At 42.2% G+C, this 23949-nt stretch carries 19 protein-coding genes; 12 read left to right on the plus strand and 7 right to left on the minus strand.

The window, feature by feature from the left end; all coding sequences use genetic code 11:
- Nucleotides 1–302: 302 nt before the first annotated feature.
- Nucleotides 303–1901, minus strand: coding sequence for a glycerol kinase GlpK (gene glpK, locus KPY62_RS02875; RefSeq protein WP_216580735.1), 1599 nt, complete (start codon nucleotides 1899–1901; stop codon nucleotides 303–305).
- Nucleotides 1902–2190: 289 nt separating this feature from the next.
- Here glpK and KPY62_RS02880 point away from each other — a divergent pair, with 289 nt between their 5' ends.
- The 5 genes from KPY62_RS02880 (at nucleotide 2191) to KPY62_RS02900 (ending at nucleotide 8835) form a co-directional block, all read left to right on the plus strand.
- Entirely contained in the window at nucleotides 2191–3900 is a 1710-nt protein-coding gene (locus KPY62_RS02880; protein ID WP_216580736.1) for a TolC family protein, read from the plus strand.
- Between the two features lie 151 nt (nucleotides 3901–4051).
- Entirely contained in the window at nucleotides 4052–4918 is an 867-nt protein-coding gene (locus KPY62_RS02885; protein WP_216580737.1) for a YihY/virulence factor BrkB family protein, read from the plus strand.
- 192 nt (nucleotides 4919–5110) lie between these two features.
- On the plus strand, nucleotides 5111–6295 hold the full coding sequence (locus KPY62_RS02890; protein WP_216580738.1) for an HlyD family secretion protein: 1185 nt from the start codon (nucleotides 5111–5113) through the stop codon (nucleotides 6293–6295).
- Between the two features lie 3 nt (nucleotides 6296–6298).
- Nucleotides 6299–7645, plus strand: coding sequence for an ABC transporter permease (locus KPY62_RS02895; RefSeq protein WP_216583084.1), 1347 nt, complete (start codon nucleotides 6299–6301; stop codon nucleotides 7643–7645).
- Entirely contained in the window at nucleotides 7645–8835 is a 1191-nt protein-coding gene (locus KPY62_RS02900; RefSeq protein ID WP_216580739.1) for an ABC transporter permease, read from the plus strand. The genes KPY62_RS02895 and KPY62_RS02900 overlap by 1 nt, the downstream gene beginning before the upstream one ends.
- Before the next feature lie 178 nt (nucleotides 8836–9013).
- On the opposite strand, the gene sthA is transcribed toward KPY62_RS02900, so the two are convergent.
- Together sthA and KPY62_RS02910 are read right to left on the minus strand one after the other, a co-directional pair.
- Complete coding sequence (sthA, locus tag KPY62_RS02905) at nucleotides 9014–10663, minus strand: Si-specific NAD(P)(+) transhydrogenase (RefSeq protein WP_228730545.1); 1650 nt, start codon at nucleotides 10661–10663, stop codon at nucleotides 9014–9016.
- A 367-nt stretch (nucleotides 10664–11030) separates the two neighbouring features.
- Nucleotides 11031–11897: a pyruvate, water dikinase regulatory protein gene (locus KPY62_RS02910; protein ID WP_228730719.1), complete on the minus strand. Its 867-nt coding sequence runs from the start codon at nucleotides 11895–11897 to the stop codon at nucleotides 11031–11033.
- Between the two features lie 685 nt (nucleotides 11898–12582).
- Here KPY62_RS02910 and ppsA point away from each other — a divergent pair.
- The 6 genes from ppsA (at nucleotide 12583) to KPY62_RS02940 (ending at nucleotide 19208) form a co-directional block, all read left to right on the plus strand.
- Nucleotides 12583–14967, plus strand: a complete 2385-nt coding sequence (ppsA, locus tag KPY62_RS02915) for a phosphoenolpyruvate synthase (RefSeq protein WP_216580741.1) — start codon at nucleotides 12583–12585, stop codon at nucleotides 14965–14967.
- A gap of 193 nt (nucleotides 14968–15160) precedes the next feature.
- Nucleotides 15161–16144, plus strand: coding sequence for an RDD family protein (locus KPY62_RS02920; RefSeq protein WP_228730546.1), 984 nt, complete (start codon nucleotides 15161–15163; stop codon nucleotides 16142–16144).
- A gap of 339 nt (nucleotides 16145–16483) precedes the next feature.
- Nucleotides 16484–16885, plus strand: a complete 402-nt coding sequence (gene rpsF, locus KPY62_RS02925; protein ID WP_201622258.1) for a 30S ribosomal protein S6 — start codon at nucleotides 16484–16486, stop codon at nucleotides 16883–16885.
- A gap of 16 nt (nucleotides 16886–16901) precedes the next feature.
- Nucleotides 16902–17132, plus strand: a complete 231-nt coding sequence (rpsR, locus tag KPY62_RS02930) for a 30S ribosomal protein S18 (RefSeq protein ID WP_010198808.1) — start codon at nucleotides 16902–16904, stop codon at nucleotides 17130–17132.
- Between the two features lie 20 nt (nucleotides 17133–17152).
- Entirely contained in the window at nucleotides 17153–17662 is a 510-nt protein-coding gene (rplI, locus tag KPY62_RS02935) for a 50S ribosomal protein L9 (protein WP_216580742.1), read from the plus strand.
- A 184-nt stretch (nucleotides 17663–17846) separates the two neighbouring features.
- Nucleotides 17847–19208, plus strand: a complete 1362-nt coding sequence (locus tag KPY62_RS02940) for a questin oxidase family protein (protein ID WP_216580743.1) — start codon at nucleotides 17847–17849, stop codon at nucleotides 19206–19208.
- Between the two features lie 103 nt (nucleotides 19209–19311).
- On the opposite strand, the gene KPY62_RS02945 is transcribed toward KPY62_RS02940, so the two are convergent.
- Both KPY62_RS02945 and KPY62_RS02950 read right to left on the minus strand, forming a co-directional pair.
- Nucleotides 19312–19788, minus strand: coding sequence for a nucleoside deaminase (locus KPY62_RS02945; protein ID WP_216580744.1), 477 nt, complete (start codon nucleotides 19786–19788; stop codon nucleotides 19312–19314).
- Nucleotides 19789–20002: 214 nt separating this feature from the next.
- On the minus strand, nucleotides 20003–21382 hold the full coding sequence (locus KPY62_RS02950) for a PLP-dependent aminotransferase family protein (protein ID WP_216580745.1): 1380 nt from the start codon (nucleotides 21380–21382) through the stop codon (nucleotides 20003–20005).
- Nucleotides 21383–21630: 248 nt separating this feature from the next.
- On the opposite strand from KPY62_RS02950, the gene KPY62_RS02955 reads away from it, so the two are divergent.
- Entirely contained in the window at nucleotides 21631–22494 is an 864-nt protein-coding gene (locus KPY62_RS02955) for a DMT family transporter (protein WP_216580746.1), read from the plus strand.
- Between the two features lie 240 nt (nucleotides 22495–22734).
- On the opposite strand, the gene KPY62_RS02960 is transcribed toward KPY62_RS02955, so the two are convergent.
- Together KPY62_RS02960 and KPY62_RS02965 are read right to left on the minus strand one after the other, a co-directional pair.
- Nucleotides 22735–22908 (minus strand): hypothetical protein, encoded by a 174-nt coding sequence (locus KPY62_RS02960; protein ID WP_216580747.1) that lies wholly within the window; start codon nucleotides 22906–22908, stop codon nucleotides 22735–22737.
- A 604-nt stretch (nucleotides 22909–23512) separates the two neighbouring features.
- The coding region (locus tag KPY62_RS02965; protein ID WP_216580748.1) for a calcium-binding protein at nucleotides 23513–23949 on the minus strand (437 nt) is incomplete at its 5' end.

The raw sequence follows: 23949 nt of genomic DNA on the forward strand, positions 1-23949 counted from the left end.
AGTATCCCTTTATTATTTATTGATTTATACAAAATTGAAGCCCTATCAAAACAGGCTAATTAAAAACGAACTCATCAAGCGTAAATCAATAATCTTTATATTTTTTAGACGCTTTACTTATTACAGCTTATGCTTGATTACCCTTATTAGTATAGGGATATTATAATATCGACTGCTAGATTGATTATGTAATCTATGTCAGCATCTCGATTATCTTGCGTTACAGCTTGTGTACTTATGACAAAGTTGCATAACTAGTTAGCAGTTAAAGTAAAAGGCGTTACTTAGAGCTACTTGTCATCTTAGTCCATCATGGCTTTTCTAAGCGCTCGCTGCCATTTCTCCAGATGAGTATCTCGCTTATCTTTAGCCATGTTTGGCTCAAAAATCCGCTCTACCTTCCAAGACGACGACATCGTCGATTGATCATATAAGCCGGTTTTTAGCCCTGCCAGTAAAGCTACTCCTTTAGCGGTAATCTCAGTATCTTGTGGCCGCAGTACTGGCACGCCTAGTAAGTCAGCTTGAAATTGCATCAGCAGATCATTATTAGCAGCACCGCCATCGACCCGTAGCTCAGTTAGGGGATGCGGACTGTCTTTTTGCATAGCTATTAGTACATCGTAAGTCTGATAAGCTATTGATTCAAGTGCAGCGCGAGCAATATGAGCTTTAGTAGTGCCACGATTCATCCCACTAATACTGGCGCTAATATCAGAGCGCCAATAGGGAGCTCCTAGACCAGTAAAGGCTGGTAGCAATACCACCTCTTCACTACTCTGTACTTGCTGGGCTAAGGTTTCGACATCGCAACTTTGTTCAATCATGCCTAAGTTATCTCTCAACCACTGGACGATTGCTCCTGCCATAAACACGCTGCCTTCTAAGGCATAAGTGACTTCACGCTCCGGCTTAAAATTTGAAGCTTGTAGCAAGCGCTTACCTGAGTGCATAATCTGACCAATAGATGAGCTGTCTGCTTTGCTTGCGCTGGTTTTTCGTTGCCAAGCGACCGTAGTCAACAGTCGATGCTCGCTAATTTTGGCAGTATTGCCAATATTCATCAGCATAAAACAACCCGTACCATAAGTGTTCTTTGCCATGCCAGCCTCTAGACAGCCTTGACCAAATAAGGCTGCCTGCTGATCCCCAAGTACCGCTTGAATAGGAATTTGTTTGGCAAACAATCCTTTTTTCGTTTTACCAAAGTCGCCATCGGAAGGTAATACTTTAGGAAGTATGGACTGCGGAATATTAAAAACAGTGCACAACTCATCTGACCAAGCTAACTTATGAATATCATATAACAAAGTGCGCGAAGCATTAGTAACATCTATAACATGCTCACCGCCTGTTAGCTGATAAATCAACCAGCTGTCTATAGTGCCTACAGCAACCTGCCCGATTTGATCGCTGTTGACTAGCGCCCTAATCTTCGGATTACGCTCCAACAGCCACGCAATCTTACTAGCGCTAAAGTAAGGATCTAAACGTAATCCAGTAATACGCTGCACTTGATTTTCCAAGTCAGCATTACCCTTGTAAGCACTAGGGTCAGCCAATTTTTGGCAATAATCTGCGCTGCGCCTATCTTGCCAAATAATCGCTGGTGCCAAAGCATTACCCGTTTTTTTATCCCAAATAACGATAGACTCACGCTGGTTGGTAATAGCAATACTTGTCACATCAGTTGCTAGCAGTCCCGCTTGGTTAATCACATCATGAGCACAGCTAATTTGAGTCTGCCAAACTTGACTAGCATCTTGTTCGACATAACCGGCCTTTGGCGTCTGTAGGCTGGTAGGCTTCTGTACTATTTTAATAGGTCGTGCTTGATCGTCGTACAAGATAGCTCTGCTGGAAGTAGTGCCTTGATCCAATGCTAATATATAGCCTGCCATTATTTTCTCCTCATTTTTTTATCTATTATTAATAGCGCTGAGTACATTAAAAGCAATTACTGGCTATGCCTGCCACTGTAGCAAAACCCAATGCTAAGCTACTAATAAATTTTTATGGCTTAGTTAATAATAATGCTATTATTAAGGCTGCAACTATTGAGCTAACACAATCGATATTTTTATTCAATGCGTAAATAGAAACTAATGAGCATTGACCCGTCACGATTGTCGCACTACAGTGTACGCTTGGTTATTCACCTACGCTTTTTAATTATCGGCTTCTCATACTATGAAACTTGCTTTATCTGCACTCCCTGCTGCTATAGCGCTGATTGTGCTAGCAGGAACGTCAAGTCAAACATCAGCTAGTAGCTCTGTCGGAGCGCTTCCTAGTATCAGTACTAGTAGCTATGATAACGACGTACAAGACGGGGTAATGCCAGTGGCAACTACTCAAATTACTGACAGTGATTATGATAGCCATGCTGACAGACTACCGAGTGCTGCCAATAATACACGGCTTCTTAATAAGGCAGACGTTGCGCCGACTAGTACGCTGGCGACTTTAAGAGACCCTATCACTGATAAGTATATTGAAAACAGCTATCCCTTGGAAGTTTCTAGCTTGTTAAGTCTAGAGCAAGCCCAAGCAGTTCTGCTGCAAGTCTCCCCAAAAATTGCTGCTAACGCAGCCGCCATTGCTGCCAGCAACTATCAAACGGATGCGCTTAGCACTATTGACAAACCTTTTGTTTTTGCGCAAGTTTCAGCCAGTGCTTATACTCTACAAGGAGATGTAGACCTCTCCGATATTAAGAACGGCATCATTAATGGCGTCAATAATGCAGGGGGCAATATTGGTGAGATTATTCCCCCTATTCCCAATTTACCCCAACTGCCAAACTTCGGTGAACTGGTTGGCGATCGTCTACCAGACTCTTTTGAATTCAAACGCTCAGGAACACGTACAGGGGCAGGAGTTGGCGTAGCTTGGCCAGTCTATACCGCTGGGCGCACAGAAGCGCTAGTGGGAATATCAGATGCCCGCACTCAAGAGGCGGTTGCTGATAGTATCTTAGATAAGAATCAGCTTTATAATACTTTAATTGAGCGCTACTTTAAGGCGCAGCTAGCTATCATTGCCGCCTATTTACGTGAAGATGCTTACGGTACTTTGCAGCAGACTGATCATATGGCTCAGAGTTTGTTTGAAGAAGGCTTTATATCACGTGTGGAGCGCTTAGAGGCACAATCAGCACTTGCTGACGCTAAAAGCGAGGCTATCAATGCCAATAATGATGCCCGTTTGGCGATGATCGCTTTACAGCGTTTACTACGTACCAATTACCGCATTAAGCCGACTACTCCGCTATTCGTATCTAGCAAACCACTGCCTGATGTCAGCTACTTTCAGGAGTTAGCCCTAACCAATCACCCAGGATTACAAAAAGTTGCGGCCAAACGTGCGCAGGCCCAGCAACTCCATGCCTTATCCGATACTGGATATAAGCCGACCGTGCTGCTGTATGGCTATGGTCAATTAGAAAGAGACCCGAGCTGGGTTACTGGGATTTCAGCCAGCTGGAAGCTTTGGGGTGGGCTGGATAAAACCGCAACCTTAGCCTCTAGTAACGCGAAGATACGTCAAGCGGACTTATCAGAGATCGAAGTTAGTGATAATTTGTTATTACTAGTCGAAAAAAACTGGCACGATGTTAATAATGCGCAATCACGTTATCAAGCGCTACAGAGCAATGTTGACTTAGCGGCTGAAGTATTGCGTTTACGGCGCTTGGGTCTACAAGAAGGGATTAATACTACTGTCGATGTGGTGCAAGCCCAAACCAAGTCACTTAAAGCTCGTACTGAGCAAGCACAAGCAGCAAATGACTATGTACAAGGGTTAGCCGCGTTAATGCAAAGCTGCGGTACTCCTTTGGCATTTAACGCTTATGTGAATGCTGCTGATATTCGCCTACCGGCTTTGTATAGCCAATAATATGGCCTGTAGCAAACTTATAGTCAGCACCTTATAATGCACTGCCAAACTTTTGTAACCTTATCCCTTATATCGAATATTAGAAGGCTAAGAAGATGAGCTCTAAAAACTTTATCATCATCCCTGATAACTTTACCGCGTTGCCAACACTATGACTATGAAACACCCCCAAATATCAAAATGGATGCAAATGCTTCTGCAGGCATGGCGCAATACTAGTAACTCTAACGTCTGGGCACATTGCGCCAGTGTAGGATTTTTTGGCTTTTTGTCTATTTTTCCGGTAATGGCCGTATTTGTGCTGATTTATGGCCTAGCTTTTTCGCCTGTCGAAATGCAGGAACAAATTTCATTTTTGCGGCCTTTTATACCTACCACGGTATATGAAGTACTTGATGCGCGTTTGAGTCAGCTTATCTCTAACACCACTACCCGGCTTACCTTTAGCCTAGTGGTCTCAACCTCGTTAGCTCTTTATGCAGGCTCTCGTGGTATCAAGAACTTAATCATTCTAATCAATCTTGCTTTTCATATTGGCGAAGAGCGCAACTTTCTGCAAAGTCTTATTAGAGCGATCGGTCTGACCTTTGCAGCGCTCGTAGTATTTATTATAGCGCTGTCCTCTATCGCTGCGCTGCCATTAATAGCTGGTTATTTTCCTTTTGGACCATTGGTAAAGACTATCGCGCTTTGGAGCAGATGGCCGATCTTGACTATTATCATATTCTTTAGCTTTTTGGGCCTTTATCGCTTTGCGCCAAACCGTGAAACCGTAAAGTTAAGCCAACTAGTACCAGGTTCTCTGTTAGCGACTGTTCTTTGGATACTACTATCTGGCCTATTTTCAATCTATGTACAAAACTTTAATAATTATAGTGCCGAGTTTGGTGCGCTGTCAGCTGCGGTAGTAATAATGATGTGGTTATATTACTCAGCATTTATCGTGGCACTTGGGGCTGTTTTTAACTTTGAGATTGCCGAAAACGCTAGACCCCATGCTTTTCGAGTCTACCCTTAGAGCCCGTACTAGATGCTTGATTAGGCCATGAAAAGCTACTATAAAAAGTCATACTTACTGTCTGGGGATACTAGGCTGTTAGAAAAACTTAGCACTATTATTTATAGCGCAATCATTATCTATAAAACAATTATTCATCTTTTGTAACAACCCTTTTATTATCCACTTTACTGCTCTAGGAAGTTCGCTATTATGCCTGAATCTCATGATGAATCTGACCACTTAAATGACGCAGACATCGTTGATAACGAACCAACGGTTAGCACCTCTGATCCTAATAGTACGGAGCAAACAGTGCCTGCCTATGACCGTAGTAAGGGACAGGCTAAAAAACCCTCGTTAGTCAAAAAAACTATCTTGGCACTATTAGCTATAATAGTACTAGGCGTGATCGCATACGGACTGTTCAAAAGCAACCAAAGTAAAGAACCAGAAGTGATTACTCTGCAAGGGCAAATGCAGATGCAGCAAACTTCTATTGCCGCAAAAGTACCCGGCCGCATTGCACAGATATTAGTTACCGAAGGCGATAAGGTGGAGGTAGGTCAGCAACTCATCGAGATGGATTCGCCAGAGATTAATGCCAAGATTAATCAAGCGCAGGCCGGCAAGGAGTTGGCACAAAGTCAACTGGATAAAGCAGAAAATGGCGCACGCCCGCAAGAGATTGCGCAAGCTAAAGCGGCATGGCAAGCCAACAAAGCTGCCTCTGATTTGGCAGAAAACACTTATCAACGTATAAGTCGCCTGTATGAGGAGGGGCTAATGGCACGGCAGAAACGTGATGAATCATTTGCCCAGTACCAAGCCACCCAAGCACAAACGGAAGCGGCCCGCTTGCAGTATGATATAGCGATGGAAGGGGCGCGTAGTGAAGATAAGTCTGCTGCTACAGCGCAAGTGGCGCAAGTGGATGCTAAGTTAGAAGAAGCCTTAGTCGCTAAGCAAGAAGCCAACTTAAAAAGTCCGATTGCTGGCATTGTAGATAGTGTGATTGTCAGTCCTGGCGAGGTTATAGGTCAAGGCGTACCTTTACTAACCTTAGTCGATACTAATAAACAGTGGGTAGTGTTAAACGTTACTGAGACTTATCTTAATCAATTCGCCATTGGTCAGCAATTCACTGGCACTATTCCTGCTCTGTCCTCTACTGAGCGCCCTTATACTAAGCAATTTACCGTCTATGCAACCTCTACTTTATCTGACTTTGCTACTTGGCGACCAACCAATAATGACGATGGCTTTGATGTACGCACCTTTGAGGTCAAAGCACGACCAACAACCCCAGACTCGCGTATTCGCTCAGGTATGAGTGTTATCGTACGTATTACTCCGCAAGCGGCCAGTCCATCGACTAGCAAGCAGACCCCAGAGTAAATGATGCGTTTGACTCAAGCTTTTGTGCGTAGTGCTGCTTATGAGCGGCGATTCTTAGCCAAGAACCCATGGGATTTGGCAATGGTGCTGTGGATTCCTTTGGCAACTGTGTTGCTGATTTGGTGGATATTTTCGCAGACTCAAATCAGTGACTTGCCTATTGGGGTGATTGACCAAGATCAAAGCCCTATGGCTAATACGCTAGTGCGCTACTTAGAAGCTAGTCCTGACATTACCATCGCTAACTTCTATAACTCGCCAGCTGCGGCCAAGGATGGGGTTTTGCAGTGTGATGTCTATGCACTAGTTATTATTCCAGAGAACTTCTCGCGTAATATTTTATCTGGTAAGCCGTCACCTATCATCTTACAAGTTAATGCTCAATACGGTACCCATTCGGGTATTATTCAAAAAAGCGTACAGTCAGTAGCCGGTACTTTGTCCGCAGGCGTCGAGATTCAGCGCTTAGTCAAACAGGGTATCTCTCCTGCGCAAGCCGCTATCGCCTACTCACCTATTAATATCCAACGTACTAGCCTTTTCAATGCGGCGACTAACTATCAACAGTTTTTGGCCTCAACGGTTATTCCAGCGTTATTGCATATTTTGGCTATGGTGATTGGTGCAACGACTATTGGTCGCGAGCTACGTGATAAGCAACTGGGCCGTTGGTATCGCTTTATAGAGGGTCGATCTTCTAAATTGAGCTTAGCTACAGATAGTATTTTAAGCGCTGAAAACTCAGCAAATGACCATTTAACAAGCAGTTCAGTGAGCAATGGCAATAATATAAAAGACCAGTCGGCCCTTACTAACCTAACGGCGCCAATAGCAGCTGTGACAAAATCAGTCAGTATCTCAGTATTGCTAGCAGGTTTAGCCGGTAAGTACTGTTGGCCAGCTCTGGCTTATAGTCTCTGGGCGCTCCTAGCAATTTGGTTAGCCACCCCGCAATATCCTACTGCACTTAGCTCCTTACTAGCGACTTATATTGGCTTAGTATTATTAATGATGCTTTCGCTTTGGCTAGGGGCTATCTTTACTTTAGCCTCTTTCTCACTGCGTGCAGGCTTATCGGCTACTGGCTTTATTTCTGCCCCTTCCTATGCTTTTGCTGGTGTTACTTTTCCTTATATTGCTATTAGTGATAGCGCTAAGCATTGGTCAGATATGCTACCTTTAACCTATTATCTCAAATTACATATAGCACAATTACAAATGCACGCCCCACTCGCCGTTTCATTGTCTATCGTTTATGGGTTAGCGCTAGCCACTATCATTGCTATGTTGCTGACCGCATTACTTAGCAAACGTGCATTGGCAAATCCTCAACGCTGGGGGGCACGCTAATGTCAGCCTCTAACAATACTAAAAACGCTAAAAATCTGAATAAAGTCTCCTCGCCAACTACTTTTTGGACGAGCTTTTTGCAAACCTTTAAAGATGTTTTTAAGGACAGCGGTGTGGTGCTGATGCTGCTTATCGCCCCTGTTATTTACGGTTTCTTTTATCCATGGCCCTACTCCAGTGAGGTAGTCAACCATGTGCCAGTCGGCATTATCGATAACGATAACAGTCAGCTATCTCGTACTATCGTGCGCTATGCTAATGCCAGTCCGCAGTTAGATACTCAAGGCTTTATTAATGAGCAACAGGCTAAAGAGGCTATTTGGTCTAATGATATCGCTGGCTATATGATTATTCCAAGCGGTCTTGAGCGGCAAGTGTTGTCAGGTAAAGCCGCTAGTGTCAGCGTCTTAGGTAATGGCGGCTATTTTATTTTAAATAAGAACGTACAGTTAGGATTTTTAAAAGCGGTAAGTACCGTATCAGCTGGTATCGAAGTCAAAAAAAATGTCGCCCAAGGCGCTTATCTAGCAACAGCAGCCAGTAAGACTCAAGCGGTGCCGCTACAGATTATCCCGCTGTATAATCAAACCGAAGGATATGGCGCTTATGTAGTGCCAGCAGTGGCTATATTGATCCTCCAGCAGACCTTACTGATGGCGACAGCTATGTTAGTTGGTACTTGGTATGAGCAGCGTCGTCATGCTACTAGCGTGCGCGGCTGGCTGGGTCGTATTATGGCGCTGAGTATGCTCAGCTTCGTTGTAGGCTGCTTTTATTATGGCTGGGCGTTTGAGCTGCATCATTATTCGCGCGGCCAGAATATACTGGGTAGCTTGTTATTCTTGACGATTTTTTGCCCAACGGTCGCTACGCTTGGCTGCGTACTTGGCTTATGGTTTCGCCAGCGTGAACGTAGTTTGCAGATATTAGTCTTCAGCTCGCTACCGATATTCTTTGTTAGCGGCTATCCATGGCCTGCCAATCAGCTGCCTGAAGTATTACAGATCATACGCTGGCTAGTACCTACTACTCCTGGGTTAAATATGTCAGTGCAAATGAATCAAATGGGTGCTAGCGTTGCCCAAGTAGCTAGCGGATTTTATGCGCTGGCAGGATTGTGGAGTTTTTACTTTATCCTCTTACTTATCTTTCGCTGGCGTACTCAGCCTAACTGTGAAAACAGTAAATGATCTTAATATCCGTAGGTTAGCACTCACGCTACTTATCGGATAAATTTGTATTTTGTATAAAGCCTGTCTTTTTGAATGACTCAATCCATCCTACAAAAACCCTAACCACGAAGCAAAAAAAGCGCCTGTAAAATATACAGACGCTTTTTTATTGCTATCAAATTGGCTTTTTTAAGGGTTAAAACACGCGGTTAAGACCATTCAATGCTGCTACCCGATAAGCTTCTGCCATCGTTGGATAGTTAAAGGTAGTATTGACAAAATACTCAAGCGTAGCATTACACTTCATCACCGCTTGACCAATATGAATAATCTCTGAGGCATGGTTACCATAGCAATGAATACCCAATAGCTCTAGCGTCTCACGATGGAATAAGATTTTCAATACTCCAGTACGCTCACCAATGATTTGAGCACGTGCCAAGTCTTTAAAGAATGCCTGTCCTACTTCGTAAGGAATCTTGTCATCAGTAAGTTCTTGCTCAGTTTTACCGATACTGGATATCTCAGGAATAGTATAAATACCAGTTGGTACACTAGAGACTGGCTCTGCGTCACTATCACCGACCATAAATGCAGCTGCACAACGACCTTGATCATAAGCCGCTGAGGCTAGAGATGGCCATCCAATGACATCACCAGCAGCATAGATATTATCTACATCGGTACAATAAGTATCATCGACTTTTAATTGTCCACGGCTATTAGGTTTAAGACCAAGCGCTTCTACATTCAACCCTTCAGTATTTCCTGAACGCCCATTACACCAAAGAATAGCATCGGACTTAATTTTTTTACCGCTCTTTAGGTGCAGAATAACATAATCATCATGAGTTTCTAGATGATCGATCTCTTCATTGTTACGAATGACTACCCCAAATTGTCTAAAGTCATGGGCAAGCGCATCGCTGATCTCACTATCCAAATAGCTAAGCAGTTGGTCAGTATTATTGATCAAGTCCACTTTGCAGCCAAGACCAGTAAAAATAGAAGCATACTCACAGCCAATAACGCCTGCACCATAGATTATGATTTTTCTGATCACATAATCCATTTGTAGTATTTTATCTGAGTCAAAGACCCGTGGATGATTAAAATCTAATAGGTCAGGACGATAAGGACGACTACCGACAGTAATAATAGCTTTGTTAAAAGTGATGGTCTCAAAGACGCTTTCTTCGGTCTCAACTTTTACGGTATGCGCATCAACGAAGCTGGCCCAGCCGTGAATAACTTCTACTTGATTACGCTCATAAAAGCGGGTGTGAGTAGTGACTTGGCGACGAATAACCTGACGAGCATTAGCTAGTACTTTATTTAGGGGTACTCGGTGGTAATCCAAAGTCTTAGTGAACATCGGATCACGACGAAAGTTAATCAGGTTAAACACCGATTGGCGTAGTGACTTACTTGGTATAGTACCAACATGAGTACAGTTACCGCCAACTTGATCACGGGGATCAATGACAGCGACTTTTTTTCCCGATTTAGTAAGCTTCATAGCAGCCGCTTCACCTGCAGGACCTGCTCCTAATATTAGTACGTCGTAAGTATACTCGTGCTTATCTTTTTTTAAGCGCTCAGCATCTTTACCAAAGCCTGATTTAACATAGACTCGTGTGTCATCTAGCGGACTGACTAGATCAGGATGATGCATGATGTCATCAGTGACTTGCTCATGAGTTTGTTCGATTTTTTCTTGTTTATCCATGCCTTTGGTTTTTTCAGGCATAGTAATCGGCGCATTGCCGTTGTTGTTATTAGAAACTTCGGTTTGCGTATCTTTGCCAGTGTTATTAGTGGCATCATCTTTGCGTTTGCTTACCATTTCGTCCTCTTTATTCATTCGTTCATTTAAGTAGCAGCTACACTGCTATTTCTACGCTTTAATTTTTAAAATAAAATATGAGCTATAAGATTGCTAATAGCGATTTATTAGTAGTGGTGTATCATTGAGCTGTATTATCAGCTTAGCTTACCCTTTTATCTATTAAGCCTCATTTTTGTGAGTTAAAACCTTGCTTAAAAGTTGTTTTTGGTAAGCTGTATTTAAGAGCTGAGAGCGGTTTTGAAAAGCCGTATTTAAGGGCTGTATTTAAGAGCTTTAGCTAAAAACCGTAGTTAAAAACTAGGTATGAAAGTTAGGTTTGAAAAACCTAACTTACTGTAAGCTAATATTGAGCAAGTATTCTAACTTACCCAATTCGGCGTTTAAGACCGGTCATTTGCAAGATTCGAGTAGCAATCTCTTCTACCGACATCTCTGAGACATCAAGGCTTGGAATGCCTTGCGATATATATATACCTTGTATGGCACGCTGCTCTTGCTGAACCTGCTGATAGCTAGAATAGCGACTACCGGCACGGCGCTCCTGACGAATTTTTACTAAACGGTCGGTATTGATAATGAGACCAAATAGCTTATCCTTATGCTCTCGTAAAGATTTTGGCAGCTGATTATCATACAAATCATCTTCGGTCAGTGGATAGTTGGCTGCACGAATACCAAACTGTAATGCTAAATATAAGGAAGTGGGCGTTTTACCCGAACGAGAAACACCAATAAGAATAATATCAGCCATACTATAATGACGCGTACGCGCACCATCATCATTATCTAAAGCGAAATGTACCGCATCAATACGGTCTTTATAGTTTTCAGAATCAACATTATCGTGAGCGTTACCTGTATGGCCATCAGGCTCGACAGCAATCTCCTCAGCAATACGACCAATTAAGCCTTCATACATATCTAGATTACAGCCCTGCGCCGAATTGACCTTTTCACGAATCTCAGGATTGACAATAGTATCGAATACTAATGGTAATAGACCATCACGCTGATAGGCTATATTGATCTGCTGTACGGCATCCTCAGCACGCTCTAAGCTATCAACATAAGGCAATACTCGAGTCTCAAAAGGCACCGAAGCAAACTGACTCAAAATAGAACGTCCAAGCGTCTCAGCAGTGATAGCGGTACCATCAGAGATAAAAAACGCGCTTCTTATGGTTTGTGAGTTATCTAACCTCAAAGCATGTCGATTTTGGATAGTGGGCATGTCCTGTTCAGATGGACTATTAGAATACATAACTAAAGGACCTCAATAATAGACTTTATTTAACCAACCAAAAATTGACTCGCCATTAATGGATAATCACTGAGCCATCGCTGAATTATTGTTCGGCGCAGCTGTCGACGCGCGCTTGATATTTTATGCTGTACATTATACCCGTAATAGCGACCCAATAGGAATCAAAGTTGCTATAACTGGCAAAACACTGAGCTTAATTGAGCGCATTTCTGGCACGGTCTTATACTATCTAGGCATCGATATTCTAACTAAGCATCGATACTCTAAGCATCAGTATTATAGGCATCGGCATTATCTTAGATTTGCCTCTAGCCTAAAACACTGATTTACTGATTTAGCAATGTCTGCTTGCAAAGGTTCAACACCCTTGCATCAACCCTAACAAAATATTGTTAATAAATCGACTGTCGTGCTAACCTTTTTTAGCTAGCCGATAAGCGCTTGTCTCTAACCAGCTAGTATCAATTAATACTCATCGTTATCATATAACTTTAACGAAAAACAAATCACTGAACCATAATTTACCTAAAAAACGTAAAAATTTCAGCATTTTGAAGGGTTTTTTGCTTTCACCCCTCGAAATTACCGAAATATAGCGGTATAATCACACCCTTATAATCCTTACTAAATAACCTTATTTTCTGGAGTTATCATGGCAGAGCAATCTTCAGCACTTGTAGTCAACCTAGATCAGCTAGGAAAACACGACGTTGACACGGTGGGTGGCAAGAACTCTTCGCTTGGCGAGATGATTAGTCACTTATCAGATTTAGGCGTAAGTGTCCCCGGTGGCTTTGCGACAACTGCCGATGCCTTTAATCGTTTCCTGACTGAAACGGGTCTGTTGGAAAAAATTAACAGCGAGCTTAGAGACTTAGATGTTAATGACGTTAATAAGCTGGCCGCTACTGGTAAAAAAATCCGCGGTTGGATTATCGACCAGCAATTACCAAGTGACCTTGAGCAACAAGTGCGTCAATCGTTCGAAGAAATGAGCAATGGTCAAGATATCGCCGTTGCCGTACGTTCTTCTGCCACTGCTGAAGATTTGCCAGATGCTTCGTTTGCTGGTCAACAAGAGACTTACTTAAACATTCGTGGTATTGATAACGTCCTTATTGCTATCAAAGAAGTGTTTTCATCACTATATAATGACCGTGCTATCTCTTATCGTGTTCATAAAGGCTTTGAGCACGAAGGCGTTGCCCTATCTGCTGGTATTCAGCGTATGGTACGCTCAGAAACGGGTGCTGCTGGCGTTATGTTCACTCTAGATACTGAGAGTGGCTTTGATCAAGTGGTGTTTATCACATCAAGCTACGGTTTAGGTGAAATGGTTGTGCAAGGCGCAGTCAACCCTGATGAATTCTATCTTTCTAAAAAATTGCTAACCAATGGTAAGCCAGCCGTTATTCGCCGTAACTTAGGTAGCAAACATAAAAAAATGATCTATGGCGAAGAAGGCAGCACTGCTAAATCGGTGAAAATTGTAGATGTTGAAAAACAAGAACGTATGCAGTTCTCTCTATCTACTGAAGAGCTGACCTCACTTGCTAAGCAAGCGATGACCATTGAGAAACATTACGGTCAAGCGATGGATATTGAGTGGGCAAAAGATGGCGATACTGGTGAAATCTTTATCGTTCAAGCCCGTCCCGAAACTGTCAAAAGCCGCCAAGATAGCAACGTTATGGAACGTTATGTCATTAACACTACCAATGCTAAAGTACTTTGTGAAGGTCGTTCAATCGGTCAACGTATCGGTGCTGGCAAAGTGCGTATCGTTAGTGATATTAGCGAAATGGATAAAGTTCAAGATGGTGATGTTTTAGTTTCTGATATGACTGATCCGGATTGGGAACCAGTAATGAAGCGCGCATCAGCTATCATCACTAACCGTGGTGGTCGTACTTGTCACGCCGCTATTATTGCTCGTGAGCTTGGCGTGCCAGCTATCGTTGGTTGTGGTAATGCCACTGAATTGCTAGTTGACGGTCAAGACGTTACTGTCTCTTGTGCTGAAGGTGATACTGGCTTTATCTACGAGAGTCAGATTGCTTTTGAAATTCAGACTAACTCTATCGAATCTATGCCAGATCTAGCTTTTAAAATCATGATGAACGTTGGTAATCCGGATCGTGCCTTCTCATTTACCCAAATGCCTAATGAAGGTATTGGCCTTGCACGTTTAGAGTTCATTATTAACCGCATGATTGGCGTTCATCCAAAAGCCTTACTCAATATGAATAGCTTACCACGTGAAGTGGCGCAAGCGATCAATGAGCGCATCGCTGGTTATGCCTCACCGATTGACTTTTATGTTGATAAATTGGTTGAAGGTATCGCCACTTTAGCAGTAGCCTTTATGGATCAGCCGGTTATCGTCCGCATGTCAGACTTTAAATCGAACGAATATGCTAACCTACTAGGTGGTAAATTATACGAGCCGTCTGAAGAAAATCCAATGCTCGGTTTCCGTGGTGCTAGCCGCTACGTCTCTGACAACTTCCGTGATTGTTTTGAGCTTGAGTGTAAAGCACTTAAGCGCGTACGTGATGAGATGGGTCTGACTAACGTCGAAATCATGATTCCATTCGTACGTACGGTTGGTGAAGCTAAGCAAGTCATCGAGTTACTTGAGAAAAATGGTCTTAAACGTGGTGAAAACGGTCTGCGCGTCATCATGATGTGTGAGCTACCAACCAACTGTTTATTAGCAGAAGAGTTCCTAGAGCACTTCGATGGCTTCTCTATCGGCTCAAACGATTTAACCCAGTTAACTTTGGGTCTAGATCGCGATTCAGGTATTATTTCGCATCTGTTTGATGAGCGTGATCCTGCAGTCAAAAAATTATTGGCGATGGCGATTGCTGCTTGTCGTAAGCAAGGCAAATATATCGGTATCTGTGGTCAAGGTCCATCTGATCATCCAGACTTAGCTTACTGGTTGATGGAGCAAGGTATTAGCTCGGTGTCGTTGAACCCCGACTCAGTACTAGATACTTGGTTCTTCTTAGCAGGTGAAGAAGCAAAGTAATCGGCTAAAAGCGTCAAAGTATGATACTGAGCCATTAGGGTTTGTTTGCTAAGCATCGGTAGTTTTGATGCCTTAGCAAACAAACCCTAAGCCGTATTTAGTATTCAGTTATAGTGATATCATCATTTTACTTGTGAATAGTAAATACGCCCTAATATAATAAAATAAGATATGACTAACTATACAGGCAATTATGCAGATTTTCCTTGCTCGAAATAATGTCCAAGCCGGTCCTTATAACTTAGATCAGCTCAATATCATGCTGACCTCTGGTGAGGTAACGCTTGATGATTTGGTATGGCATGAAGGCTTAGATAAGTGGCAGCGTATTGGTGATTTAACGGGCAATCAACAGATCTATCGCCCTACTAATATTACGTCCACTAGTACAGTCGTTGCCAATGATTCTATTATTAATAATGTCACTATATTTCCGGAAGACTCTGAAACTAAGGCTCCCTCAAAGAGCCAGGATGGCAAAAAAATATCCATAGATAGACTCTATGGTAAGCCTGAGTCAAAGCCGAATACTAAAGTAGATATGACCAGCAATCGCCAGCATGCTTCTGGTAATATGTCATTGAAAAAGCCTAACGCTGGCAAAAATGCTACAACGAAAGACGTGGTAGTCGGTGATGTCATACTAGCGCCTATTATGTCGCGAATATTGGCCACAGCGATAAATGCTTTGATGTATCTGTTGGCTATATTTCCCTTAGTATTGGCCTTGAGTAAGATGGATGTTGACTATACTAAGTTTCAAAACATCCAAAATATGGACGCCGCTTATCAGTATTCTTTGACCCTAATGGAAGCTATTCCTAGTGGGACTTTGATGATGTCGCAAGTATTAGTATTCGGCTTGTTCGCTCTACAGCTGATATTTATTACTTTACGGGGTCAGTCATTAGGTAAGGTTATTACTGGTATTCGAGTAGTGGATCAGACCACACACCGCTTGCCTTCTTTTATTAAACTCATCGGTACTCGCACTTTGATGCTGTTTATTATTTATAACTTGTTATTTTCTTTTACTAGTTTTTTAGGATTTGTGGTTATTGCTATTCATTACTACATGGCCTCAAGAAGCCCAGAGAATATCGGTTGGCATGATAAACTAGCCAAAACCTTAGTAGTTAAAGCTGATAGTAGCCAGTTAGTTAAACACCCTAAGTGATAGCTTCAAAGAGTTTATAGCTCAAGAGCTTTCATAGTCTAAGAGATAGTAAAAAGCAGCGCTTAGTCGTTGCTTTTTTATGGTCAGTGGCTTAGTTTGCTTCTAGCCCTACTATCTTGAATAAATAATATTCATATATATTTAACAGTAGCCGCTTATTAAACTTTGTATTAATAGCCAGTTACTGTTATAATACGGCGCTTTATATACTAAGCTTATTTGTTATTTTTTTTAGCTGATTTTCGTTTTTTTAGCTGATTTTTTTGATATTAGGTTTACTTTATAAATCTCCTTGCTATTAACATAGGGTTGATAGCTACTAATCCGTAAGGAGTCCAAATGCGACATTACGAAGTGGTGTTAATTGTACACCCAGACCAAAGCGACCAAGTGGTCGGCATGGTTGAACGCTATATCAAGTTGGTTCAAGACAACAATGGCGTTATCCATCGTTTAGAAGATTGGGGCCGTCGTCAACTGGCTTACCCAATCAACAAGATTCACAAAGCTCATTATGTCCTTTTCAATATCGAAACTGACGGTGATACTTTAGCTGAACTTGAAGAATTGTTCCGTTATAACGACGCGATCATTCGTAGTCTAGTTATGCGCCGTGACGAAGCTGTCACTGAAGAGTCGCAGTTAGCCAAGAATGCCGATGAAAAACGCGCACGCAAAGCTACTACTCGTCGTCCAGATCGTGATGATAATGACGACAACGACAACAACAGTGATGACTAATTAAAGGAGAATACTCATGGCACGTTTCTATCGCCGTCGCAAATTCTGCCGTTTCACTGCTGAAGGCATCACTCACATCGATTATAAAGATGTTGAATTGCTAAAACAGTATATCAGTGACAATGGCAAAATCGTACCAAGTCGTATTACTGGTACTTCTACTAAATATCAGCGTCAGCTAGCTACTGCTATCAAGCAGGCTCGCTATCTGTCTCTATTACCATACACTGATAACCATCAGGGTTAACCGTTAACTAGGAATGACTCATGCAAATTATTTTGTTACAGCGTATCGTCAACCTTGGTAGACTCGGTGAAACTGTCGATGTAAAACCAGGTTACGGACGTAACTTTCTTATCCCTCATGGCAAAGCTTTGCCTGCGACTAAAGTTAACATTGAAAAGTTCGAAGCACGTCGTGCTGAGCTTGAAGCTGAAGAAGCACAAGAAGTCAGCGTAGCTCAAGAACGTGCTGATGCCTTGACTGATGTTAATGTTATCATGCGTGCAAAATCAGGCGACGAAGGTAAACTATTTGGCTCTATCGGTACTCGCGATATCGCTGAAGCGTTAACCAACTCTGGCCTAGAAGTTGACCGTGCTGAAATCAAACTTCCAGAAGGTACTTTACGTCAAGTGGGTGAATATAGTGTTGATATTCAACTACATCATGACGTTACTGCTACTATCTTAGTTACTATCCTATCTGAAGATGGCGATGACGAAGATCTAGAAGAAGATGCAGCAGACGAAAGCGAAGACTATTCTGAAGAGTAATCTTTAGCATAGCTAGTTTAAGTCTAAAAAAGAGCCAGTAACTTTACGTTGCTGGCTTTTTTTATGCAGGAGATTTACTATGGTTAGGCTATATCTTGTAGATGATTGCTGATTGCTGATTGCTGATTGCTGATTTAATAAGCTATTCCCTATTAGGATATATCTTAAGTTTGCATAACTGTTTATGAATTCATTTACTCGGCTAGTGCTATCGACTTATCAACAAATAGGAATTCCTATGGCCTTTTATTCAACGCCCCATTATTCTGAACATTTACATGTCTGGCTTAAGCGTGGTCGAAACTGGCACATTGAATATGGAGGTTATCTATCTAATCATCTCACTCATAATTGGATAGCCTTAGACGCTGCTGGCGCTGACTATGAGAAGATGCAGTGGTGGGAAGAGGTTTATACTAATAAAGCGACTAATAACTCTAGCGACAACACCCCTGTTAACTCTGCAAGAGAGCTGGCAATGCTAGAGGCTCCTCGTAATAACCCGATAGACTATACACAAATAACAGACGTCAACTGGCTCAATAACTTGCAATCCACCCGTATTGGCTTTGAGTCGTATCGAGACTTTTTTGATGCAAAAATAGTAGAGCTAGGCTTAAGCGCTTGTCTTAAACGCTACTACCCTACATTGTCTGAAGGCCTAGCAGGAGCAGCGCTACATCCAGTCATTCATACAGGCTGGGCAATCGATGTAGAGTCTAATGATATGGCCGCCGAAGGACTAGCTTATATGGCCACAGCCTTTCAGCCATTAGCAACTGGCGCAAATCATAGTAACTATCAACCTTGTCAGCTATGGTCACCTGATGCGCCAAATATACTCGAAGCACTTAAGCAAATTCTAACCGATGATAGAACTGCTAAGCTGACGAAACAAGCTTATATATTGAGTAAGACTGAAGATTATAAAAAGTTAAATAGAGGAAAATTTCAGCAGCGATTGATTACTTTTGATAACCCTGATGAGCCTATGGCACAGTTTCTTAACAAGATGGTGACACTAAGGTTACCTAAGATTGGTGAAGATTTAACGGCTTCTATTGAATTGCTAACAGTTATTGCAGCGGCTGCGGTGTACGCTAGCGATAATGAGTTCTTTATCGTGCATGGATTAACCAGCCTACATGCAGTATTGTGCGTGCTACCACATCTCGATGACCATGCACAGCGTAATGCTTTGGGATATTGGTTTCGAGCGCTAGTAGCCGTCGTTATTGTTCAAGGCAGTCCTAGCGTGATAGATGCTATTATAATGTTGGAACAATGGAATGCTCGTAAAAAAAAGGGAAAGACTAGCGGTTATCAATTAAATGAAGAACTAAAGACGTGGTGGCTACAAATCTTGCAATCAACTACTGACAGTCTAGATGAGCATGTGCCAAAAACAGTATATGTATTGAAACGATGGGCGGAATGGCAAACGTTTTCGAAAGCTTCACATGATATATTTGCAAAAGCTGCGCGTCATATCACCACCCCTAATGAGAGCGGTGGACTTGAAGATAACCTTTGGTTTGGTCGGTAAGTTTTAATCCTATTTATGTCAACTCATTCTAAGATGAGACAGCCAAAAAGCAAGCCAGTAACTTTGAGTTATTGGCTTGCTTTTTTATTTAGCGATCTGCTATTTATGCTTTATTTTTCTTATCATATGCCTCAAAGGCTTCTCTACTTTTTGCATCTGGGCAATATACGACTTCGATACCTTGCTGACCAAAGTCTTTTTTGAGTTTATCATATAAAGTCTTGGTTCCCCATCCATAAGCATCACCAAGATCATCATCTGCTGCAAACACTATCCGTGCTATCTTTACATTCAGCATAGCGGCCATACACATAGCGCAAGGCTTACCACTTGCATACATAGTAAACCCAGAATCTTGAGCTAAGTTCAACGCTTTGCCAGCCTGACGAATGGCTTGCATTTCTGCATGTGCCGTAGGATCATAATCGATATAGGCCTCATTGACCGCTTCTGTGATAACTTCTTCGCCTTTGGTCAGAACAGCGCCAAAAGGTTCGCCGCCTTTATCTACGTTTTCAATAGCAAGCTCAACAGATCTTGTTATCATCTGTCTATCAAAGTCAGTTAATTGATTTTTCATTATTTTGTCCTTTATATATTAGGTAAAACAAAAACGCTAGCCATGATTATCGCTACTAGCTTATAAATATGCCTAAAAAGCCTTAATTATTCAGTGAACTAAGTTGTTATTGGACTACTCTTTGTTGGTTTGCTCAAAGATAACTAAGCTTCTCTGCCGTTTCAGCAGGCATAGAGTATTGCCATCCCTATGTCAATTGTCAAGCCAACTGAATTCAATTCAAAGCCCCAGCCAACACTTCATAAATTCTCGCATCAGACGCTTGCGCCACATTGAACCGCATAAAATTCTGCGCATTCTGTGCTTGGCTAAAAGCATTGCCCGGCGCTAATACTACCCCTTGCACTAAGCAGTGAGTTGCCAATTCAGCCGCACTGTTATCATCCGGTAATTGACACCATAAGAACATACCTGCCTGCGGTATCAACCAAGGCACGATACCCAATTTGGCCAGTCTTGGCACTGTCTGCGCACGAGCTTTCGCTAAGCGGGTATGAACCGTATTCATATGCTTACGATAGCCACTATCAGTCAAAGCTGACAGTACGACCGCCGCTGCTAACTGACTACCACCAAAGCCAGTAGCTATCTTTAGATCCAATAAGCTCTCGACCCACTCTTTCGGTGCTGCAATATAGCCACAGCGCAATGACGCCGATAAAGTTTTAGAGAAGCTGCCGATATAGAACACTTGTGATAAACCATCCAATGCTGCCAATCGTGGCGCTGGTGTGGTCTCAAAATCGGCAAAGATATCATCTTCAACGAGGTATAGACCTGCTGCTTGCGCTAGTTGTAAAACTTGGTAAGCAGTGGCTGGTGATAAAGTCGCCCCTGTAGGATTATGAATAGCTGCGTTAGTTATATATAGCCGTGGTTTATGCTCTGCTAATATCGCCGCAAAGGCAGTTACGTCTGGGCCAGTCGCTGTGTATGGCACCCCGACTACCTTTACCCGATGGGCTTTAAGTAGCGCATGAAAGTTAAAGTAACAAGGATCATCAACGACTACCGTATCACCTAGCGTTAATAAGAAGCGAAAGATTAAGTCTATCGCTTGCGTACCAGAATCGGTCAATATCACTTGCGCAGGCTCTGCCTCGATACCTAGGCCCGCCATACGTCTAGTCAGTAATTGACGTAACTCCAATAAACCTAAAGGCGTGGCATACTCGCTCATTACCTTAGCATCAGCTCGCGCTACAGTCTTTAATCCACGACGCATACCTTGCTCATATAACCAGTCCGGCGGTAACCAACCACAGCCTGGCTTTAAGATATCGTCAGCAGGTTCAAGCGCCTGCCGTGATATCCATAATGGATCTACCGCCCGATCAAGATTAGGTCCGATATCCGCTAGCGACAAAGGCGCTATAGAGTCAGCGACATAAAAACCAGCGCCAGGACGCGAATATATTATCCCTTGCGTTTGCAGACGCTCATAAGCTTCTACTACTGTCGAAGCTGAGAAGCCATTAGTCTTAGCAGCGGCACGCACAGAGGGCAGGCGTGTACCCGGCATATAGATCACTGTGGCTATTTTTTCTTTGACTTCAGCCATCACGATTTCGATTCTTGTTAACTCAGCTTTCATATTTTACTCATCTTAATAGCCGCTACCTTTTAGCTTATAAGCTTGTCATCATCTTTGTTGCCTGTCGTAGACTGGTGCTAAAAATAATATAAAAATCAGCTTTAAAACCGCCCTGTATGGGTTAAACATACCAAACAGTTCTGCTTAATTGTACTGGATTGTATATAGATAACCTACCCCGCTTTTGTTTTAATCATCCTCTTAGACTCAAGCTCAAACCCAAAATCAAATACAGGATGATATTTATAATGAAAAACAGCGCTCAAGGCTGGCTTAGTGGCTTTATTGGGGTAGTTATTTTTGCCGGCTCTCTACCAGCAACCCGCTTAGCGGTCATGGGCCTCGACCCTGCATTTCTTACGAGCGCCAGAGCCGCTATTGCCGCCTTACTCGGTGGCGCAGTTTTGCTACTACTCAAACAGCCTATGCCTACTAAAGCTGATCTCCCTAGCTTAGCTATCGTTACTTTTGGCGTAGTCATCGGCTTCCCCTTACTCAGCGCCTTAGCATTGCAGTACGTTACCTCAGCACACGCTATCTTATTCTTAGGAGTTTTGCCGCTGTTTACAGCTATATTTGCAGTTTGGCGTGGCGGTGAACGTCCCCCATTATTATTTTGGCTATTTGCATTATTAGGTAGCTCATTTATAGCAGGTTATGCGGCAATAAGTAGAGCTCATAGCTCGTTGTTAGGAGGCTTACTGATGCTAGGCGCTGTGATAGTCTGCGGCTTAGGTTATGCTGAAGGCGCACGTCTATCCAGAACACTTGGTGGCTGGCAAGTGATTAGCTGGGCCTTGGTTTTATCGTTACCTATTATGCTCCCTATTATCTACTTAACTTGGCCTGACTCTTTAGCAGAAGTCAGCGTTACTGCTTGGGCTGGCCTAATGTATGTTTCGATATTTAGTATGTTTATCGGCTTTGTTTTTTGGTATCGAGGCTTAGCCTTGGGCGGTATTGCGGCGGTCGGTCAACTACAGCTGTTACAACCTTTTATGGGTCTGACTTTAGCCGCACTATTACTGCATGAGACTGTCAGCGTTGGCATGTTAGTGAGTACTTTGGGCGCTATAATATGCGTGATCGGAGCGAAGAAATATGCGGTTTAGCAGCTTTGGTTTTACTATTAAATGCTTTTTAAGTAGATCAATATAAATACCTACAGAAAATTTACTTATAAAAATCCGATCAATTGAATGACCGGATTGCTAATAGCTGTTATAGAGGATAAAAAATAAAAGTTAAATACAAACTGCTAAGTTATATAAATTTTAACGGTTGAGTGGCAAAGTCATTTATAACTTATTAACAGCTACACCCTTTAGAAAAAACAATTTTATTGATTTTTATTAACTGCACACTTTTTTAGACTGACTAATCTTACCATTATTGCAAACAAATTTACCATTTTTGCAGTGCGATACCCCACCCATACTCTTAGAACAAGGATAGTTCTGGGCATTCGCTTGTACAACTGGTGACATCATTAACATAGAAACAATAAAAGCTGACCAAATTTTCATAAGTAACTCCCTTAAGAATAGAAAGATATAAGCTCGGACCATATCACCGTCCAACCCTTTCATCAATCATAATTTAGCTTATGTTTTTAATAGTTCACAGCTGCACGTTATCCTAGGTCATTGGTCTCATGGTAATGGGTATTACACACAATAGTGGCAGCGGTTATTTGCATTATCATTAACCGCTAAGTAATTGATATGAAACATTTTTTATAGAATTAGTACCGTAGTTTTAAAATAGTGAACAAGTAAAAAGATTATGACTTATTCAGCAAAGGTTCGTGCTTAAGTGATTAAAAGTATAGAGCAACGAGGTATGAGTAGCAGGTAAGCTTGTATATTTTATGACATTAGTAAGGCTACGCTACAGAATTGGCTCAAAGAGCCTAGTATCAAAACTGACTCGCAATAAACTAGCGACTACAATATCTAATTAAGTGCTATTAAAAGATGTTCAATAGTATCAATATGATTACGTGTACGAGCAAGCACAGCGGTTCAAAGGGGTTACCCTGTCTCACTACAATACTGAAAAGAAAATAAAAGCGGGCGATGAATAGTCATCGCCCGCTTTTCAATATTGATTACTGTATACGACAGAGTCCTACATTATATGGAACATCACTTCTGTCTGCATATTATCATTAATCGCTGGCAATTGGCCTATAGTGAGGTCTACTACTGTCGATGGCTCAGAGTCTCCACTAGGGACTGACGTATTAGTATAATTAGCTATATCTGCACCCACTACATCAGCGCTTTCAAACGCTAATTCATTGCTGCTCAGATCAAATAGATCGTAAATGTTAGGCAGCTCTACTTGTTGCGAGTTTGCAAAAATATCTATTTGAGTATTGAATTCTTCAGCTACATCGAATGACATAACACTACGACCACTAATGCTCCCTCCATCTGCCATAGCTTCAATAGTCGCTCTATCCCAAACGGTCCCATCATCAAAATAGATGTTGTCAACACCCCATTGATTAAACTGATTACTGAGAAGTATAGTCCCACCCCCTGCTGATATAGTTAGACCTT

This window comes from Psychrobacter sp. TAE2020, from assembly GCF_018919485.1.
Lineage (GTDB): Bacteria > Pseudomonadota > Gammaproteobacteria > Pseudomonadales > Moraxellaceae > Psychrobacter.

Coding starts and splice junctions, on each gene's coding strand:
- KPY62_RS02880 (WP_216580736.1), top strand. CDS start 2,191: ATGAAACTTGCTTTATCTGCACTCCCTGCTGCTATAGCGCTGATTGTG.
- KPY62_RS02920 (WP_228730546.1), top strand. CDS start 15,161: ATGCAGATTTTCCTTGCTCGAAATAATGTCCAAGCCGGTCCTTATAAC.
- rpsR (WP_010198808.1), top strand. CDS start 16,902: ATGGCACGTTTCTATCGCCGTCGCAAATTCTGCCGTTTCACTGCTGAA.
- rplI (WP_216580742.1), top strand. CDS start 17,153: ATGCAAATTATTTTGTTACAGCGTATCGTCAACCTTGGTAGACTCGGT.
- KPY62_RS02940 (WP_216580743.1), top strand. CDS start 17,847: ATGAATTCATTTACTCGGCTAGTGCTATCGACTTATCAACAAATAGGA.
- KPY62_RS02910 (WP_228730719.1), bottom strand. CDS start 11,897: ATGCCCACTATCCAAAATCGACATGCTTTGAGGTTAGATAACTCACAA.
- KPY62_RS02960 (WP_216580747.1), bottom strand. CDS start 22,908: ATGAAAATTTGGTCAGCTTTTATTGTTTCTATGTTAATGATGTCACCA.
- glpK (WP_216580735.1), bottom strand. CDS start 1,901: ATGGCAGGCTATATATTAGCATTGGATCAAGGCACTACTTCCAGCAGA.
- KPY62_RS02890 (WP_216580738.1), top strand. CDS start 5,111: ATGCCTGAATCTCATGATGAATCTGACCACTTAAATGACGCAGACATC.
- KPY62_RS02955 (WP_216580746.1), top strand. CDS start 21,631: ATGAAAAACAGCGCTCAAGGCTGGCTTAGTGGCTTTATTGGGGTAGTT.
- KPY62_RS02895 (WP_216583084.1), top strand. CDS start 6,299: ATGCGTTTGACTCAAGCTTTTGTGCGTAGTGCTGCTTATGAGCGGCGA.
- KPY62_RS02945 (WP_216580744.1), bottom strand. CDS start 19,788: ATGAAAAATCAATTAACTGACTTTGATAGACAGATGATAACAAGATCT.
- rpsF (WP_201622258.1), top strand. CDS start 16,484: ATGCGACATTACGAAGTGGTGTTAATTGTACACCCAGACCAAAGCGAC.
- KPY62_RS02900 (WP_216580739.1), top strand. CDS start 7,645: ATGTCAGCCTCTAACAATACTAAAAACGCTAAAAATCTGAATAAAGTC.
- ppsA (WP_216580741.1), top strand. CDS start 12,583: ATGGCAGAGCAATCTTCAGCACTTGTAGTCAACCTAGATCAGCTAGGA.
- KPY62_RS02885 (WP_216580737.1), top strand. CDS start 4,052: ATGACTATGAAACACCCCCAAATATCAAAATGGATGCAAATGCTTCTG.
- KPY62_RS02950 (WP_216580745.1), bottom strand. CDS start 21,382: ATGAAAGCTGAGTTAACAAGAATCGAAATCGTGATGGCTGAAGTCAAA.
- sthA (WP_228730545.1), bottom strand. CDS start 10,663: ATGGTAAGCAAACGCAAAGATGATGCCACTAATAACACTGGCAAAGAT.